This window comes from Amycolatopsis sp. NPDC004079, assembly GCF_040610415.1.
Classification (GTDB): Bacteria; Actinomycetota; Actinomycetes; order Mycobacteriales; family Pseudonocardiaceae; genus Amycolatopsis; species Amycolatopsis halotolerans.
Genome location: NZ_JBEXMH010000048.1, coordinates 1 through 17,707, shown reverse-complemented (window position 1 = coordinate 17,707; position 17,707 = coordinate 1). Strand labels below are relative to the sequence as shown.

At 70.4% G+C, this 17,707-nt stretch carries 16 protein-coding genes; 9 read left to right on the top strand and 7 right to left on the bottom strand.

What is annotated here, in order from left to right:
- Window position 1 precedes the first annotated feature (1 nt).
- A complete protein-coding gene (locus ABZX37_RS35435; RefSeq protein ID WP_354747067.1) occupies window positions 2-499 on the top strand; it encodes a (2Fe-2S)-binding protein in 498 nt (165 codons plus the stop codon).
- Window positions 496-1,047 carry a hypothetical protein gene (locus tag ABZX37_RS35430; protein ID WP_354747065.1) on the top strand — a complete coding sequence of 184 codons (552 nt, stop codon included), beginning with the start codon at window positions 496-498 and terminating at the stop codon, window positions 1,045-1,047. Before ABZX37_RS35435 ends, ABZX37_RS35430 begins: the two co-directional genes overlap by 4 nt.
- A gap of 34 nt (window positions 1,048-1,081) precedes the next feature.
- On the opposite strand, the gene ABZX37_RS35425 is transcribed toward ABZX37_RS35430, so the two are convergent.
- From ABZX37_RS35425 to ABZX37_RS35395, 7 genes are all read right to left on the bottom strand, one after another.
- Window positions 1,082-1,642 (bottom strand): cupin domain-containing protein, encoded by a 561-nt coding sequence (locus ABZX37_RS35425; RefSeq protein WP_354747063.1) that lies wholly within the window; start codon window positions 1,640-1,642, stop codon window positions 1,082-1,084.
- Between the two features lie 49 nt (window positions 1,643-1,691).
- The gene (locus ABZX37_RS35420; RefSeq protein ID WP_354747061.1) at window positions 1,692-2,618 is read right to left on the bottom strand and encodes a dioxygenase; all 927 of its coding nucleotides are present in this window, start codon (window positions 2,616-2,618) and stop codon (window positions 1,692-1,694) included.
- Window positions 2,615-3,670 (bottom strand): maleylacetate reductase, encoded by a 1,056-nt coding sequence (locus ABZX37_RS35415; RefSeq protein WP_354747059.1) that lies wholly within the window; start codon window positions 3,668-3,670, stop codon window positions 2,615-2,617. Before ABZX37_RS35415 ends, ABZX37_RS35420 begins: the two co-directional genes overlap by 4 nt.
- Before the next feature lie 79 nt (window positions 3,671-3,749).
- Window positions 3,750-4,841, bottom strand: coding sequence for an alpha/beta hydrolase (locus ABZX37_RS35410; protein WP_354747057.1), 1,092 nt, complete (start codon window positions 4,839-4,841; stop codon window positions 3,750-3,752).
- Window positions 4,838-6,439, bottom strand: coding sequence for a bifunctional 3-(3-hydroxy-phenyl)propionate/3-hydroxycinnamic acid hydroxylase (locus ABZX37_RS35405; protein ID WP_354747056.1), 1,602 nt, complete (start codon window positions 6,437-6,439; stop codon window positions 4,838-4,840). Before ABZX37_RS35405 ends, ABZX37_RS35410 begins: the two co-directional genes overlap by 4 nt.
- Window positions 6,440-6,548: 109 nt before the next feature.
- Window positions 6,549-7,532 (bottom strand): AraC family transcriptional regulator, encoded by a 984-nt coding sequence (locus ABZX37_RS35400; RefSeq protein WP_354747054.1) that lies wholly within the window; start codon window positions 7,530-7,532, stop codon window positions 6,549-6,551.
- 76 nt (window positions 7,533-7,608) lie between these two features.
- On the bottom strand, window positions 7,609-8,835 hold the full coding sequence (locus tag ABZX37_RS35395; protein WP_354747052.1) for an FAD-dependent monooxygenase: 1,227 nt from the start codon (window positions 8,833-8,835) through the stop codon (window positions 7,609-7,611).
- Window positions 8,836-8,982: 147 nt separating this feature from the next.
- Between ABZX37_RS35395 and ABZX37_RS35390 the strand changes: the two genes are divergently transcribed.
- The 7 genes from ABZX37_RS35390 (at window position 8,983) to ABZX37_RS35360 (ending at window position 17,435) form a co-directional block, all read left to right on the top strand.
- The gene (locus tag ABZX37_RS35390) at window positions 8,983-9,762 is read left to right on the top strand and encodes an IclR family transcriptional regulator (RefSeq protein ID WP_354747050.1); all 780 of its coding nucleotides are present in this window, start codon (window positions 8,983-8,985) and stop codon (window positions 9,760-9,762) included.
- 117 nt (window positions 9,763-9,879) lie between these two features.
- The gene (locus ABZX37_RS35385; RefSeq protein WP_354747048.1) at window positions 9,880-11,370 is read left to right on the top strand and encodes an aldehyde dehydrogenase family protein; all 1,491 of its coding nucleotides are present in this window, start codon (window positions 9,880-9,882) and stop codon (window positions 11,368-11,370) included.
- A 41-nt stretch (window positions 11,371-11,411) separates the two neighbouring features.
- Window positions 11,412-13,058, top strand: a complete 1,647-nt coding sequence (mdlC, locus tag ABZX37_RS35380; RefSeq protein ID WP_354747046.1) for a benzoylformate decarboxylase — start codon at window positions 11,412-11,414, stop codon at window positions 13,056-13,058.
- A gap of 94 nt (window positions 13,059-13,152) precedes the next feature.
- Complete coding sequence (locus ABZX37_RS35375; protein WP_354747044.1) at window positions 13,153-14,532, top strand: aromatic acid/H+ symport family MFS transporter; 1,380 nt, start codon at window positions 13,153-13,155, stop codon at window positions 14,530-14,532.
- On the top strand, window positions 14,516-15,286 hold the full coding sequence (locus ABZX37_RS35370; RefSeq protein WP_354747042.1) for an SDR family oxidoreductase: 771 nt from the start codon (window positions 14,516-14,518) through the stop codon (window positions 15,284-15,286). Before ABZX37_RS35375 ends, ABZX37_RS35370 begins: the two co-directional genes overlap by 17 nt.
- A gap of 45 nt (window positions 15,287-15,331) precedes the next feature.
- On the top strand, window positions 15,332-15,958 hold the full coding sequence (locus tag ABZX37_RS35365; RefSeq protein ID WP_354747040.1) for an MBL fold metallo-hydrolase: 627 nt from the start codon (window positions 15,332-15,334) through the stop codon (window positions 15,956-15,958).
- Window positions 15,959-16,160: 202 nt separating this feature from the next.
- Window positions 16,161-17,435 (top strand): MFS transporter, encoded by a 1,275-nt coding sequence (locus tag ABZX37_RS35360; RefSeq protein WP_354747038.1) that lies wholly within the window; start codon window positions 16,161-16,163, stop codon window positions 17,433-17,435.
- Window positions 17,436-17,707: the final 272 nt, after the last annotated feature.

The window sequence follows — 17,707 nt, the reverse complement described above, 5'->3', positions numbered from 1 at the left end:
CGTGGACGACGACCTGACTGTCCTGGAACTGACCGTGAACGGGAAGCGCCGCGAGGCGGCTGTGGACCGGCGCGAACTGCTGGTCGAAGCACTCCGCACCCGTTTCGGCGTCACCGGGCCGAAGATCGGCTGCCTCACCGGCGATTGCGGGGCCTGCACGGTCCGGCTGGACGGCCGGATCACGAAGTCCTGCCTCCGGCTCGCCGTCGCCGAGGACGGCGCGGAGGTGGAGACGCTGGAATCGATGAGCACCGGCGGCCTGACCGGACTCCAGGAATCGTTCTGGGACGCCAACGCGTTCCAGTGCGGCTATTGCCTTTCGGGCATGCTTTTCGCGGCCGAGGACCTGCTGGAGAACAATCCCGCCCCGGACGAGGACGAGATCCGCCAGGCCATCAGCGGGAACCTGTGCCGCTGCACCGGTTACGCCGCGATCGTGACCGCCGTCAAGAACTACGCCGACCGGCGTTCCGTCACCGCCGAGGAGAGTGCGCGATGAACGACAACGCCGGACGACTCCCGCTGATCGACCCGGATTCGGCCCCGGAGGAAGTACGGGCCGCGTTCGCGAAGCTTCCGGACGTCAACCTGTTCCGGGCCATGGCGGGAGCCACGACGTTGTATCCGCCGTTCGTCGAGTGCCTGGCCGGGCTCTTTCAGGAGCTGGAGCTGGACGCCCGGACCGAACGGCTCGCGGTGCTGCTCGTCGGCAGGCTGTCGGACTGCCACTACGTCTGGCGGCAGAATATCGTGACCGCCCACAGCGTCGGCATCTCCGACGAGCAGATCGCCGCGATCGATCGCGGCGACCGCACTGCCCGCTGCTTCAGCGCGAAACATCAGGCGGCGCTCGCGTTCACCGAGGACTGCGTGCGCAATGTGGAGGTGAGCGATGAGGTTTACGCCGCCGCCGCGCGAGAGCTTTCCTCGCGCGCGATCGCCGAACTCCTCTACGTCGTCGGCACGTACATGATGATCTGCCGGTTCGCCCGCTCGGGCCGGGTGCCGCTGGACGAAAAGCCCGGCCCCTCGCCGTACGCGTCGTGAACGGCGGGGGACCGGGCTCTTCCGGCCGGTGCCGTCAGGCCGGCGGGCCCTCCTCGGGGAGGGTCCCGCCGATCAGCACGAAGGCGATCAGGCACGGCTCGCCGGAGCGGTTGGACCACGCGTGGGAGGTGCCTCGCTGCACCAGGACGTCGCCTTCCGCCATGCGCCTCTCGGCCGCGTCCAGCACCGCCCAGACCTCGCCGCGCAGGACGATCGCGTAGTCGATCGAGCGGGTGGTGTGCACGGCCAGCGGCCGGATTTCGTTGCCGTCCCGGTCGAAGCGCCATTCGGAATCCGGCGGCAGTTCGAGCGTGCGGAACACGGTGCCCGCCGCCGTCGGCGCGATGGAGAGCTTTTCTTCGGTGTCCATCGGGTCCCGCGGCGGCCCGCTGTTGTCGGCGGGCGTCGTGTCCGTGCGCCAGAGATCCGTGACGACGTAGCCCGGCACGCCGTGGCCGGTACGCGCCCATCGCCCGCGGTCCTCGAGCGCGACGGTGGATGCGCCGTCGGCGCCGAGCCCGGTGACGATCCGCCGGACCCGGTGCGTGCCGGGCGCGGGGTCGATGTCGTCGACGAAGGGGTCGTAGTCAGTCACCGGGGCTCCTTGGGGCCGTTGGTCGGATTGCGGGGATCGCCGGTGCGGGTCACGGGACCGCCGGGGCCAGGACGATGTCGAACCGGACCTTCGACCAGCTCGCCCGGCCCAGGTCGCGGCCGTCGGGCGCCGGGGCGCCGGGCTCCTGCCGGCTGAAGTCCTTGACCAGCGACTGCTTGACCCCGAAGACGGAGTCCGAGCCGAGGTAGCGGTCGCCGCGGACGAAGATGTGCGTGACGAGGGTCCGGTGGCCCTCGTGGGCGACCAGGAAATGCAGGTGGGACGCGCGCATCGGCGAGCGGCCCACGGCCGTCAGCATCCGGCCGACCGGTCCGTCGTCGGGGATCGGGTACGGGGTCGGGGTGACGCCCCAGAACCGGTAGCCGCCCTCGTCGTCGGTGTGGAGATGCGCCCGGGCCGCGGTGCGGTCGTCGTCGTACTGGACGTCGTAGAGACCGTCCGCGTCCGCCTCCCATACTTCGATGCGCGCGCCGGCCAGCGGGTTGCCCTCGGTGTCGGTGACTGTTCCCTCGACCCAGCACGGTTCGCCGCTCGCCCCGAAGGAGATGTCCCCGCCGCGTTCGATCTCCGGACTGCCTTCGACGAAGAACGGGCCGAACACCGTCGCCTCGGTCGCGTCGCCGCAGGCTTCGTTGTTCATGGTGATGGTCTGCATCGAGGCGCCGAGGACATCGGAGAGCAGAACGAACTCCTGCCGTTTGCTGTCGGTCAGGTGCCCGGCCGCGGTGAGGAACTCGATCGCCTCGCTCCACTCGGCCTCGGTCAGCCGCACCTCGCGCAGGAAGGCGTGCAGGTGCCGGACGAGGGCTTGCATGAGCTGCTTGAGCCGTTCGTCGCCGCAGCCGTCGAAGGAGTTCAGCACTCGCCGGATCAGCTCGGTCTCGCGTTCGGACTGCTCCGGCGAGACCGTCGTCGCGGCTTCACCGGTCGCCTCCGTGGTGCGGTCGGTCGTCATGCGGGTTCACTTCCTTCCCACGCCGCGCGGAGCAGCGCGGCGAGGTTGTCTTCGGTGGCGGGGGTCGGATTGCTCTCGGGAACGGCTTCGAGGATCGCCTTGACCGCGGCGGGCAGATCGGATTCGGCGAGGCCGTAGTCCCGTAATGCCGCCGGGGCGTTCAGCCGCGCGCGCAGGGCTTGCAGACCCGCGAGTGCGGTATCGGTGCCGAATGCCGCCGCGAGCCGGCGGTCGGCGCCGGGTGCGTTCGGTGCGTTGAACGCCAGGACATAAGGCAGCACGACGGCGTGGGTTTGCGCGTGGGGGAGGTCGTACATTCCGCCGAGGACGTGGCAAATCTTGTGGTGCAGCCCCGAACCGGCCGAGGCGAACGCCGCCGCGGCCAGGTAAGCGCCGTACAGGGCATGCTCGCGACCGTCCACTCCGGACGGATCCTTGGCCACTTCGGGAAGCCCGGCGTTGAGCGCCCGCACCCCCTCGGCCGCCAGCGCCGCGTTGATCGGATCAGACTGAGGAGCCCAAAGGCTGTCCACACAGTGCGCCAGCGCGTTCAGCCCGGACGCCACGCTCAGGTCCGCGGGCAGCGTGAGCGTCAGCGACGGGTCGTAGACGATCGCGGCGGGCAGCACCCGCGGATCGCGTCCGGTGGTCTTCACGGCGTTTTCGGTCAGTCCCCATACATCCGTCGCCTCGGAACCGGCGTAGGTGGTGGGCACGGCGATGATCGGCAGCCCGGTCGTGAGGGCGATCGCTTTGGCCAGTCCGGTGGTCGAGCCGCCGCCGACCGAGACGATCGCGTCGGCCTGATGGTCCGTCGCCGCGGCGCGGGCCCGTTCGGCCAGTTCGACTGGGACGTGCATGGCGACCTCGTGGTGCCGCAGCGCCACCGGAAGACCGGCCGCGATCTCGTCGGCGAGGGCCCGTTCGGGGTCGGCGGCGATCAGCATGACCCGCCGGGCGCCGAGCCGCTCCGTTTCCGCCCGCACTCCGGCCGCCGCGGCTCCCGAAGCGAACCGGACTCGTTGCGGCAGCGTGGTATGGATGAATCGCACTACATCACTCCGGACGAACTCGGTTTCCGATTGCGGCCTGAGCCTGGCATCGGCGGCCGGGCGCACAGAAGTCTGCTGATCATTGAACGGACCGTTTTTCCCGCTGTTGCTTTGAGAACTCGCCGGCGAACCAATCCGCGACGTACGCGGTGCGCTCCCGCGCGTGGTTGTAGATCGTGTGCTCGCCGTCTTCCCAGACCCGCAGCGTGGCGTCGTCGGCCGCGTCGAGAAAGGGTTGCTGGTGTTCGAGTTGCACGATGGGATCCGCTTCGCCGTGCAGGACCAGCAGCGGGCACCGGATCCGGTCGACGCCGGGACGGAAGGCGATGCGGTCGAAATTGGCCTGGATCGCGTCGGCGTCGCTGGTGCCCAGCATGGCCGCGGCCTGTTCGGCGAAAGTGCGGAACCGCTGGAGCCGGGGCTGAGCGGGCGCGGAATTGACGCACACCGCCGACACTCTGGCATCCGCGGCCGCAGTGGTCGCGGCGTAAAGCCCGCCAAGGCTGTTTCCCCACAACCCGGCTCGCGGGGCCACGGTCAGCGCGTGGTCTACGAACGCCGAGTACGCGGCGCGCACGTCGACGTCGAGCAGGATCCCGTTGCGCAGCCGCGTTTCTCCCTGGCCGGGTCCTTCGGCGAGCAGGACAGCCATGCCGCGTCGCACCAGTGCGTCCGCCTGGGGGAGATACGCGGCTCCCCATCCGCTCTGCCCGCCGAACACGACTACCGCGCCGATCGGTGCGGTGGCCGGCCGCAGCAGCCAGCCGTTCATCCGTCCCTCGCCGAACGGGATGTCCACGCGGTGCCACGGCGGATCGGCCAGTGCCGCGGCGTGCGCGACCGCATCGGTGAACGCCTCGTACAGCGAGGATTTGCGGACAGTGTCGAAGTTGAACGCCATCTGCGCGAACAACAAGTCCGCGGCTGCCGCCCGGTAGGCATCGAAAGCGGTCACCGGGTGCCCGCCGCGCTCGGCGGTGCGGGCACGCTCGAGTTGCGCTTCGGCGAGCGCTTCGGCGGCCTCGTCCCAAGCGATGCCCTCCGCTGTGCGCCGTTGCATGGCAAGCACATCGGCGTAATCGACGCCGCAGTCGAGCATGCGTGTCACCGGCATCGCCCGCCACAACGCCTCGATCGGCGCGTTGCCGTTGGACGTCTGGGTTTCGGTCATGCGTCAACTCCTGAGGCGAGCGGGGCTTCGGAGCCGGTCCAGCACAGTTGGGCGCGCAACGCGTCCAGCGCCGCGGGTGCGTCCCGTGCCTGACCGGCCCAGTACAGGTGGAAATCGGGCCGGGAAATGAAGGTGTCCGCGGCGGTTTCGCCGAAATACCGCGAGTACGTGCCGTCGACGTCTTCCACGCTGTCCGGCGTGCCCGGGGTCAGCGTCGCGACGGACATGTCCAGTGCGGTGAGCAACGCCTGCTGGCCGTCATCGAGCAGTGCCCGGACATCCTGGGTGCTGACCAGGCTGAAACCGCCGCCGACCACGTCGTCGAACCTGCCGGTGCCGCCCCTCGCGTTGACGATCCCTTGCGGGGCCAAGGTTCCGGCCAGCGGTGCCGGCTCGCCGGTGGCCGCGCGGTGCACGACTCCGCCGGTGATCGTCGGGAAAGGCGGCAACGGCGGAACGTCTCCCCGCCGGAACGCGGCGTCGCGCGCTGCCGCGGCCCGGGTGTCCTTGAGGTTCGCGACCTTGCCGAGTTCGACCGCGCATCGCTGGATGATTTCGGCGTGCGGCCGCCGTTCGGCCTCGTAGGTGTCCAGCAGCGCGTCGCTGGCGAGCCCGCGCAGCACCAGATCGAGTTTCCAGCCCAGGGTGATGCCGTCGCGCATGCCCGAGCAGGCACCCTGCCCCATGTACGGCGGCATGGTGTGCGCGGCGTCCCCGGCCAGCAGCACCCGGCCTCGCCGCCACGTGACCGCGGTCCGCGCGGAGAAGGTGTAGACGATCTGCCGGAGGATGCGGACGTCGTCGGGCCCGAGGCCGTGTCTTTCCCGGAACCATCGCCACGCCCAGTCGGCGGTCTCCATCTCGGCCGGGTCGTCCCCGGGGCGGACGCCGACCTCGAAACGCTGCCGGGAGGCGCCGATGGGCATGAACATGTTCGGCTGCTCAGGATCGCAGAACTGCCGCGACACCTGGAACTGCTCCCCGAGCGGGTGCAGGCATTCGGTGTCGATGTTGAGCCACCGGTCGTCGACGCCGAGGTCGATCTGCTCGATGCCCAGCGCGTTGCGGACGAAGCTGTTCGCCCCGTCCGCACCGACGACGTACCGGGCGGTGACGGTGCGGTCTTCGGCGCCGATCGACCACTGCTCGTCCCGGTCCCGCCGCCAGGGCCGGACGAGCAGCCGGACGTGGTCGGCTTCCTGCTCCAGGCCCACCACGCCGGTGCCCTGGTTGATCTCGACCTTCGGGCAGGCGCGGACCCGCTGATCGATCGCTTCTTCGATGTGCGGCTGGTACATGGTGTAGTGCGCCGCGTATCCGCTCGATCGCCCGGACCAGTCGACGGTCAGCAGCAACTCGCCGGCGCCGTCGCACCACTCGTACACGTCCGCCGCCGACGCGTCGCGCAGCGCTTGGCCGATGTCGCCGGTCGCCTGGATGATGCGGGCGGTCTCGCCGTCGATGTGGGTCAGCCTCGGCAGCCCGTACAGCGCGGGCCAGCGCTCGAAGACCGCCACGGTGTGGCCGGCTTCGCCCAGCGCCGAGGCCAGCACCAGGCCGGTCGGTCCGTATCCGACGATCGCCACGTCGAAGTCCATCGTCACCACGCTCCTTCGCGTTCGGTGCGTGGACTTTATGAACCGTTCGGCGGAATCACGATCCGTTGCGCGACAGGGCGATCCGGGACGCGACACCAATCCGCGCGGGTCAGCCCGGGTCGCGCAGGGTTCGCGACGGGTTGGTTCCGTACCGCTTGCGGTACAGGGCCGCGAAGCGCGGCACGTGGGTGAATCCCCATCGCAGCGCCACTTCGGTCACTGTGACACTGCGGGGTTCGGCGGCGCGGAGTTCCTCGTGGGCGCGCGCCAATCGCACCTGTTGCACGTATTCGTGCGGCGACATGCCCAACGCCGAACGGAAGTGCCGCTGCAACGAGCGCGGCGTCATCCGCGCGGCGCGGGCCAGCCGTTCGACGCTCAGCCCGGCGGAGGGGTCGCCTTCGACGATCTCCATCACCCGCCGCACCGGCGGTTGCTGGCGCAGCCCCGTCGCGACGCGGTCCAGTTGCGGGGAATAGTTGTGGGGCTGGGCGAGCAGCAAGCCGGTCATCAGCAGGTTCGCCCACGGTGCCGCGCCGGGGGAGAGCTCGGCGAGGCTTCCCGGATGATCGAGCTCCCGCAGCAGCGACCGGACTGTCCGCCACCACGATCCGGCGGCCGGTCCGGTCAGGTCCATGTCCGGCCGGAAGCGGAGGACGGCGGACGCCGGGCAGCCGAGCATGGCCTCGAGGTGCTCGGTGAGCGCTTGGCGCTCGACCCGGACGTGCAGCTGGCGGTAGTCGTCGCTCAGCCGCATGTCTACCTTCATCCGCGGGGAGATGACCGCCGCGCGAGCCTGGTCGACGACCACCTCGTCCCGTCCGAAGACGACCTGGTTGCGGCCGTGCAGGGCCAGGTTGATGTCGTAGTAGTCCACCTGCTCGGTCAGCTGCACGCCGAGTTCGGCGCCGCGGTTGCGGCAATACACCAGCGAAACCGGTCCCAGCGAAGCCTTCGCCAGGTCAGTGCGCATCTCGGGCGTGCCCGGAGCGAGCGGGGTCAGCCGGTGCGGCGTGAGCAACTGCGACACCGAATGGCGGAACTCGTCGAGATCCGGGGAACTCAACACCGCGAAGCGCTCCAGCACACCCATGCCCTTCACCTCTCGACGTGCCCGAGGGTAAGCCAAGAATCCCGCCGGTGGCCAAGACCGGCCGCCGCAGGGGACGTCACGGCTGTGTCCGGGGGTTCGCGCGCGCGGTCCCGGCGAGCGCCGCGGCGGGGTCGTACTCGTAGATCCAGCCGTTGGCGACCAGCGGGTCCTCCTGGGCGAACGCGGCGTCGCGGGCCCGCTGCCGCGCGCCGTCGGGAAGGTGGTTGACGTGGGAGCGGCCGTGGCTGACGGTCTGGAGCCGGGTGGTGCGGGGAATGCGGAGCCCTTCGTAGCGCAGCAGCGCGGCCGGGGGATCGTCGATGCCCTCGGCCAGGCAACGGGCCAGGACCGCGGCGTCCTCCAGCGCTTGGGCGGCGCCTTGGGCGAAGAACGGGAACATCGGATGCGCGGCGTCGCCCAGGAGCGTCGCGCTGCCTTCCGACCACCGGGCGAGCGGGGCGCGGTCGAGCAAGGCCCACCGGCCGGGGGTGCCCGCGGCCCGGATCAGGCCGGTCAGACGGCGGTCCCAGCCGTCGAACTCGGCGAGGAACTCTTCGACCGTCGCGGTCGCGGTCCAGGACTCGACGGTGTCGCCGCCCGCGGGCGCGAAGGCGACCAGGTTGACGTACTTGCCCGCGGAGATCGGGTAGTGCACCAGATGATGGCCGGGCCCGATCCACAGAGTCTGGGCGGGCCGCCGAGCGAAATCGGGTGCGTCGCCGGCCGGGACCAGGGCTCGGAAGGCGCACAAGCCGGAGTCCGTCGCGGGGGAGGAGCCGATGATGGCGTTGCGGACGGCGGAGTGCACCCCGTCCGCGCCGATCACGACGTCGGCCTCGGCCTCGCGGCCGTCGGCGAAGCGGATCCGCCAGGTCTCGCCGGTGGCGTCAAGACCGATGCATTTGTGCCCGAGTTTGACGAGATGCCCCGGCACACATGACTGAATAGCCGCGAGGAGCGCGGCTCGGTGCGCGGTGTAGGTGTGCTCGCCGTAGAGACGCTCGCAGGACGCCGCGAGGTTCTCCTCGGAGAGAACCGTTCCGTCCGCCCAGCGACGGAATTGCCAGCCGGTGTCCAGCCGGACCGAGTCCTTGCTCAAGTGCTCCAGGACGCCGAGCTCGCGCAGCTGGCGTCCGGCGTTGGGGGCGATCACGAGACCGGCTCCCACCTCGGCGAGCCGCGCCGCCTGCTCGTACACGGTGGCCTGGATTCCTTGGCGCTGAAGGAAAGCCGCGGCGGCGAGCCCGCCGATGCCCCCGCCGAGGATCGCGATCCTCGGCCCTGCGGTCGTGCGTGCGGTCATTTTTCAGCTCCTCCGGCGATCCGCGCGATCGATGCGTGACCACGGTCTGTTTTCACCGCGCCCATGCTGCCCGGCTGGATCGGCGCCCAGCCATGATGTTTCATTGAACGAACATTCGAGGGGCGTGAAGACAGCGAGGTGATCGGCGTGCCGCGGACCAGCGAACCCGGGCGGAGCGTGAGTTCCCGGCTCCTCGATCTGCTGTTCTCCTTCGGGCCGGGCGAAGTCGAGCTGAGCCTGGCCGACCTCGCGCGCAAGACCGGGCTGCCGCACCCGACCGCGCGCCGGCTCGTGCTGGAACTGGTCAGTGCCGGCGCGCTCGAGAAACGCGCCAACGGCCGCTTCGCCGTCGGCCTCCGGTTGTGGCAGCTGGGGACGCTCGCGCCGCTGACCGAATCGCTGCGCACGATGGCCCAGCCCGTCATGGAGGACCTGTACGCCGCTCTGCACCAGCACGTTCAGCTCGCCGTGCTGGAGGGCACCGAGGCGGTGATCATCGAGCGGCTGTCCGCGCGCCGTGCCCTCGGGCTGGTCTCGCAGGTGGGCGGACGGCTGCCGCTGCACTGCTCCGGAGTCGGCAAGGTGCTGCTCAGCCACGGCGGACCCGTGTTGACCAACAAGATCCTGGAGAGCGGGCTGCAGCGCTACACGCCGCGGACGATCACGGACCCCGGTGTGCTCCGGCGCGAACTGGCCGACTGCCGCCGCACCGGCAGTGCGCTGGTGGACGGCGAACTGACCAAAGGCGCCGACTCGATCGCGACGCGCGTCATGAACTACGAAGGACGCGTGGTGGCCGCGCTCTCGGTCGTCGTGCGGTCCGGATCCGTTCAACGGCAAGCGGTTCTCCCGTCCGTCATCGCCAGCGGGCTCGGCATTTCCCGGATGCTCGGCTGGCGTCCGGGCATCAAGGCACGCAACGGCTGAGCGCGGCCGATGTTCGTTCAATGAACGAAGGCGTTGTTCCTCTCCCCAGCGGCTCCGGATACTCGCCGCGCGGTCTGGTGATGGCCACCAGGACACCGAAGCGTGGAGGAGGGGCCGATGCCGCCCATCGGAACCGGATCGGCCGAGGCGCCGCCAGTCAGGAAATCCGACCTGTTCATCGCGGGCCGGTCCGTGCCGGCGCGGGACGGCCGCTACGTGCGGACCGTCGAGGCCGTCACCGCGGCGCCGATCGCGGACGTCGCGGCGGCCACGGTCGCCGACGCCGACCGCGCGGTCGACGCGGCCGCGGAAGCGTTGCCCGGCTGGGCCGGGCTCCCGCCGGCGCGGCGGCGGGCGGTGCTGTCGCGGGCCGCCGAACTGTTCGGCGAACGGGCCGCCGAACTGTCGGCCGTCATGGGCCGGGAAATGGGCGCGACCCGGCCCTGGTGCCGGTTCAACGTCCAGGTCGCGCAAGCCCTTCTCGTCGAAGCCGCGGCGCAGGCCTATTCAGCGGTGGGCGAGGTCATCCCGTCCGACGTGCCGGGCCTGACGGCGATGGGGATCCGCCAGCCCGCCGGTGTCGTCGTGGGGATCGCGCCGTGGAACGCGCCGCTCGTCCTCGGAGTCCGGGCAGTGGCGATGCCGCTGGTCTACGGCAACACGGTCGTGCTCAAGGCTTCCGAGCAAACGCCGCTCACGCATGCCGCCATCGTGAAGATCCTCCACGACGCGGGGGCGCCGGCCGGAACGGTCAACCTGATCGGCAACGCGCCCGAGGACGCGCCGTCGATCGTCGAGGCGCTGGTGGCCCATCCGGCGACCGCCCGGGTCAACTTCACCGGCTCGACCAGGGTCGGCCGGATCGTCGGCGAACTCGGCGGCAGGCACCTGACGCGCGTGGTGCTCGAACTGGGCGGCAAAGCGCCGGTCGTGGTCCTCGCCGACGCGGATCTCGAGGCTGCCGCGGCGGCCGCCAGTTTCGGGGCCTTCATGAACCAGGGCGAGATCTGCATGTCCACCGAGCGGGTGATCGTCGAACGCCCCGCGGCGGACAGGCTGAGCGCGCTGCTGGCCGAACGGGCGGCGAAGCTCGTCGTCGGCCCGCCGGACGACGACGCCGCCCAGATCGGCCCGCTCGTGCACGCCGGTGCCCGAGACCACGTGATGGCGCTCATCGAGGACGCCGTGCGGCAGGGGGCCGAGGTGCTCGCCGGAGGCTCCGCGGACGGGCTGTACGTCCAGCCGACCGTGCTCCGGCACGTCACCCCGGCCATGCGGATCTACCACGAGGAAACCTTCGGCCCGGTGGTGTCGGTCATCGAAGCCGCCGACGCCGACGAAGCCGTCGCGATCGCCAACGACACCGAATACGGGCTCGCGGCCGCCGTTTTCAGCCGCAACGGCGGGCGGGCACTCGACGTGGCCCGCCGCATCCAGTCGGGCATCTGCCACATCAACGGCGCGACCGTCCACGACGAACCGCAGATGCCCTTCGGCGGGGTCGGCGCCAGCGGATGGGGACGGTTCGGTTCCCGCGCCGCTCTCGAGGAGTTCACGGAGCTGCGCTGGATCACGCAGCAATCCGGCGAACGCCACTACCCGATCTGAGCCCGCGCCCCCTTCACCACCCGCTCGAGGAGACAGCACTGATGACAACCGCGGACCCCGATCTCGTCGTCGACGAAGCCGCTCCGGAAAAGACCGTCCGGGAGGCGGTCTTCGAAGTACTGCGCCGCCACGGTATGACCACGATCTTCGCCAACCCCGGATCGACGGAAATCACGTTCCTCACCGGACTTCCGGACGACCTCGACTTCAAGCTCGCCTTGCACGAGGGCAGTGTCGTGGGGATGGCCACCGGCTGGGCGACCGCCACCGGCCGTCCCGCGTTCGTCAATCTCCACACGACGGCGGGGCTGGCCAACGCCGCGGGCGCGCTCGCGACCGCGCGGACCAACCGGGTGCCGCTGGTGGTCGTGGTCGGGCAACAAGACCGCCGCCATCTCGCCCACGATCCGTTTCTCGCCGGACGGTTGTCCGGACTCGTCGGCGACTATCCAGTGTGGACGGACCACCCGGCCCGCGCGGAGGACGTCCCCGCCGCAGTCGCCCGCGCGCACCATGAAGCGATCACCGGCGAGGGCCCGGCTCTGGTCGTGGTGCCGATGGACGACTGGCTCCAACCCGCCGGGCGGCTCCGCGCGGCGGCACCGGCCGACATCCGCCGGGGACGGCCCACCCTCGGAACCGAGATCGATGAGCTCGCCGCCGCCCTCGAAAACGCCAAGGCACCGGCATTTGTCGTCGGGTCCGCCGCGGACGGCGAGTCGAACTGGGCCGCCGTCGCCGCGCTGGCCGAGCGCCTCGGAGCACCGGTGTGGCAGGAACCGTTCGGTGCGCGCGCGGGTTTTCCCCAGGACCACCCGGCCTTCACCGGGCACCTTCCCCCGGCGCGGTCCGCGGTGCGGGAAGTCCTCGGCCCGCACGACGTGATCCTGGTGCTCGGCGCGCCGGTGTTCCGGCAGTATCCCTGGGAGCCGGGCGAACTGGTTCCCCGGACCAGCACCGTCCTCCAGGTGACGCCGTACGCGGCCGACACCCATCACAGCGTCGCCGACCGTGCCTTCGTCGCCGATGTCGCGCTGACCTGCCAGGCCCTCGTCGGCCGGGTCCGCGCTCGAGCCGGGCAACCCGCCGCCGCGCGCTCGCCGGTGATTCCCTTGGCTCCTCCGCGAACCGGAGAGCCGCTGCGGCCCGGACACGTCTTCGACCTCCTGGCCCGCGGGCTCCCGCGCGACACGATCGTGGTCGAGGAGTCGCCGTCGAGCCGGCCCGAGTTGCACCGCCGCGTCCCCGCCCGTGCTCCGCTCGGGTTCCTGAGCGCCGCCGCGGGCGGCCTCGGATTCGGTCTGCCCGCGGCGATCGGGCTCAAACTGGGCGCACCACGTCGCCCTGTCGTCGCCGTGCTCGGAGACGGTTCCTCGCTCTACGGCATCCAGGGTCTGTGGAGCGCCGCTCACTACCGCGTCGGGGTACTGTTCGTGGTGCTGTCCAACGGCGGCTACGCCATCATGGACCGGCTCGCGGAACAGTCCGGGCAGGGCAAACCGCCGTGGCCGTCGTTCGCCGAGGTGAGCATCGCCGGGATCGCGGCCGGGCTCGGCTGCCCGGCCCAGCAAATCAGCGACTACGACGACCTGGCGGCGACACTCGCCGAACACCTGCCGTCGCTCGCCGACCGGACGAGCCCGCTGGTACTCGACATCGAGGTGGCCGCGGACCCGAACTACGGGTAGCGAAACGCTTTCCGCCGGACCTCCGGCAATCCGTGAAATGAGGCCGGAAACGGCGCGGAATTGTCCTGAATTCCCCAGGAGAACGGAAAGAAGCATGTCCGCTCGCAACGTCGCGACGGGCCGTGAGGCCACGCGGAGCACCCGATGGATCCTGCTGATCTGCTGCCTGACCGTCGTCTTCGACGGTTACGACCTGATCGTGTACGGGGCCGTCGTCCCCGACCTGCTCGCGTACCGGCCGTGGGCGCTGACTCCGGCTGACGTCGGCCGCATCGGAAGCCTCGCCCTCGTCGGGACGCTGGTCGGAGCGCTCGTCGTCGGCACGCTCACCGACATCGTCGGCCGGCGGCGGGTGATGATTGGCTGCCTCGGCTGGTTCTCGATCGCCATGCCGCTGACCGCGCTGGCGCCCAATCCGGAGCTCTTCACCCTGCTGCGCTTCGTCACCGGGCTGGGGCTGGGCGGAGTGATCCCCACCGCGATCGCGCTGACCGCGGAGTACTCTCCCGCGCGGCGTCGCCAGCTCAACAACGCGGTGATGTTCTCCGGCTATTCGATCGGCGGAATGCTCGCCGCGGTCCTCGCGCTCGCACTGCTGCCCGTCGGCGGGTTCCGGGTCATGTTTGTCATCGGCGCCGCACCCCTGATCACCGTCGTGCCGCTCGCCATCCGGATGCTGCCCGAATCGATCGCCTTTCTCACGGCGAAAGGCCGACACGACGAGGCGGCGGCTTACGCGCGGCGATTCGGTCTCGCCGAGTACGAGCCGGCGACGGAATCCCGGCCCGCCGGCTCGAAACGCGGGCTCGTCGAGGCGGGCAAGACGATCCTGGGCGGTCGCCGCCTGCCGACGACTCTGCTGCTCTGGGTCATCTCCGTCATCGGGCTGCTGCTGGTCTACGGGCTCAACACCTGGCTGCCGCAGTTCATGCGCAACGCGGGCTACTCGATGGGATCGGCCCTGACTTTCCTGCTGGTGTTCAACATCGGCGCTGTCGTCGGCGTCATCCTCGCCGGCGGGCTGGCGGACCGGGTCGGCGAGAAACTCGTCATCGCCTGCTCGTTCTGCGTCGCGGCCGTCGCGGTCCTGCTCTTCATCTTCAAGCCCGCGACCGCGCCGATGCTCCTCGTCGGCGCGCTTGCCGGATACGGCTCGAACACGCAAACCCTGGTCAACGCCTTCATCGGCGGGCTCTATCCGCCGCAGGCTCGCGCGACCGCGCTCGGCTGGGCACTCGGCGTCGGCAGAATCGGCGCGATCGTCGGCCCCGCCTATGGCGGTTACGTTCTCACCCAGGTCAACGCGGGCTCGCTCTCCGCCAATTGGAGTTTCTACGCCTTCGCCATTCCAGCGGTACTGGCAGCGGTTCTCACCGTTCTCGTGCCACGACACCGCACGGATGGTCCGCCGCCGGAGAAAACAATCATTTCAGTCACTACGAATCAGGAGATGCCCAGTGGCCGCGAGCAATAGCAATTCGGATGTGGTCGTGTTGACCGGAGCCGGGGGAGGCATCGGCCGGGCCACCGCGGTGCGCCTGGGCGGGCACGGCGTGCGCCTCGCCTTGACCGACGTCAACGAGTCCGCGCTGCGAGAGACCGCGGACCAGGTCGCCGAGGCCGGCCCCGAGCCGGTCGTCGAGGCCGGGGACGGCTTGGACCCGAGCGTGCCGACCGCACTGGCCGCCAGGGCCGCCGAGACCTTCGGCCGGATCGACGGCCTGGTCAACGCGACCGGCATCACCCTGCCCAAATCGTTGCGGGACACCACGCCCGAGGATTTCGACCGGGTCATGTCGGTCAACGTGAAAACCCATCTGCTGATGATGCAGGCGGTCCTGCCGGTGATGGCCAAGGCCCGGTACGGCTCGATCGTCAACATCTCGTCGGTCGGCGCCCGGGTCGCACTGCCGAACCTGGGCGTGTACTGCGCGTCGAAGTCCGCCGTGCTCGGACTGAGCCGCAGCGTTGCCGCCGAGTACGCCCCCGACAACATCCGATGCAACGCGATCTGTCCCGGCGGGGTCGACACCGCGCTGGGGCAGGCCGCCCTCGACCCGTTCGAGGACAAGCAACACGGACTGGAAGTCCTCACCGGCCGCCAGTTGTTCAAGCGCTGGGCCGATCCGGACGAGATCGCCAGCCTCGTCGAATACCTTCTCGCCCGCGATTCGGCCTTCGTCACCGGCGCGGTGTTCGACATCGACGGCGGCCACACCACCACCTGACCCCGGTTGTTCCCGGCTCCCGTCCCGACCGAGCAGGAGAGGCATTTGCACATCACTCACCTCGGGCACGCGTGCGTGCTCGTCGACACCGGGTCCGCCCGGCTTCTCATCGATCCCGGCGTCATGTCCGACCTCGACGGCGTCGACAGCGTCGACGCGGTCCTGCTCACGCACAAGCATCCCGATCACGTGGATCCGGAAAAGGTCCGCGCCGTGCTGGCCAGGAGCCCCCGGGCAGTGCTGGCGGCCCCCGCCGACATCGGCGAGGCGATGTCCGGGCTGCCGGAGCATCGCTCGGCCGAACCGGGCCGGACACTGAAATTCGGGGACACCGTCGTCGACGTCGTCGGCGGCCGCCACGCCCCAGTGCACGAAACGATTCCGGGCTGCGCCAACCTCGGCTACCTGATCGACGGCGGCGCGTTCTTTCATCCCGGGGACTCGTTTCACGAGCCCGCGGTGGAGGTCGGAGTGCTCGCCGTGGCGATCGACGGACCGTGGCTCAAGATCGCCGAGTCCATCGACTACGTGCGGCGGGTCGCGCCTCGCGTCGCCATTCCGATCCACGAAGGCGAAACGCTCGACCCCGCGAAATCCGTCGGGATGCTGAGCAACGCGGTCGGCGGCGACGTCGTGCGCCGCCTGGAACGCGGGTCGGCCACCCGGCTGTAGCGGCGGCCAGTACGGCAGCGGCCGAGGAATCCCGGCCGCTGCCGTGACATTCACACGCCCGACCCTCGCGGTCACCGAATGCACGGACGCCGATTCGATTCCCGATGGAAGGCAGGGCAACGATGCCCGAGTATTTCGAGATCCCCTCGCTTGCCGAGCAGCAGCAGCGTCAGTCGCGGTGCCTCGCCGGTGCGGGGGCGGCGTGAGGACGCCCGGCGGATCCCGCTCCGACGCGCACCGCTACGAGCGGCGCCTGCTTGTCGTCCTGTTCCTGGGGGTCGGGTTCGTCCTCTTCGACAGACAGGCCTTGGCGTTCCTCGCGCCCTACATCAATGCCGACTTCGGGCTGTCGTCGGCACAGCTCGGCCTGGCCGCGGGCGCGCTGTCCTTTGCCTGGGCGGTGTCGGGCATCCTGATGGGCGCCCTCTCGGACCGGCTCGGACGCCGCAAGCCGCTGCTGGTCGCGGCCGTGGTGCTCTTCTCCCTGATCTCCGCGGTCTCCGGGCTGGCAACGGGTTTCGCCGGCCTGCTCATCGCGCGGGCGCTCATGGGCGCGGCCGAGGGCGGCGTGATCCCGTTGTCGCAATCGCTGATGAACCAGGCGTCCCGGCCGAAGCGGCGCGGCCTGAACATGGGTCTGGTCCAGGGGGCTTCGGCGGGATTGCTCGGCGGCATCGCGGCGCCGTTCGCCTTCATCCGGCTCGCCGAGTCCCTCGGCTGGCGCTGGTCGTTCTTCCTGACCCTGCTGCCGGGCCTGCTGATCGCGGCCGCGCTGACGGTGATCGTCCGCGAACGCCCGTCGCTCCCGGCGACCCGACCGGCAGCGAAGCCGAAAGCGAAAGTACCGCTCCGCCGTGCCCTGGGCTCGCGCAACGTGGTGCTGTGCGTCCTGATCGCGGTTTGCTACCTCACCTGGTTTTCCACGATCGTCACGTTCACCCCGCTGTATCTGCTGAAGATCAAGGGGCTCACCCCGGGGACGATGGGGACGGTGATGACGTGCCTCGGCGTGGCCTGGATGGTGTGGGGTGTCGTCACGCCCGCCATCTCGGACCGGATCGGCCGCAAGCCCGCGCTGGCCGGCTTCACCGTCCTGGCCGTCTGCTGCCCGCTGGCCATCATGTTCGTGGACAACGCGTGGCTTCTCGGCGCGGCGATGATGCTGACCTACACCGGTGTCGGCTGCTTCACGCTGTTCATGGCGGTCATCCCCGCGGAGTCTGTCCCGCCGGGAGCCCTGGCCACCGTGGTCGGGGTGACGATGGGTGCGGGCGAACTGCTCGGCGGCGCCTTCGGCCCCCTGCTCGCCGGGTGGGCTTCGGACAGGTGGGGCCTCCAAGCGGCGATGGTCATCGCGGCGGCGAGCGCGGTGCTCGTCGTGCTGCTCAGCCTCGGTCTGCGGGAGACGGCGCCCCGGGTGCTGTCCCGGTCGGCCGCGCGGACCGGCACCGCCGGGGAAGTGTCCGGAATCGGGTAGGGGCCGGTCCGTCTCGCCGACTCCGGATGTCGTCGAACAGCGGCGTCTCGACCTGACGAATCGATTGCCGGCCAATCGGGAGCTTCTCGAGCGGCTGGCCCGGAACCAACGCCGCGTTTCCGGCAGCGCGGGCACGGGCGGCACCGCGGATTCGGTTTGCCCAGGCCGAAGGATCTGGGTGGGGCCAATGCGTTCCTGGGCCCGGCCATCCACGACGCCGCCGGCGCGGTTCTCATGGGACAGCCGCCGACCAGCCCCGGCTTCCGCTGACC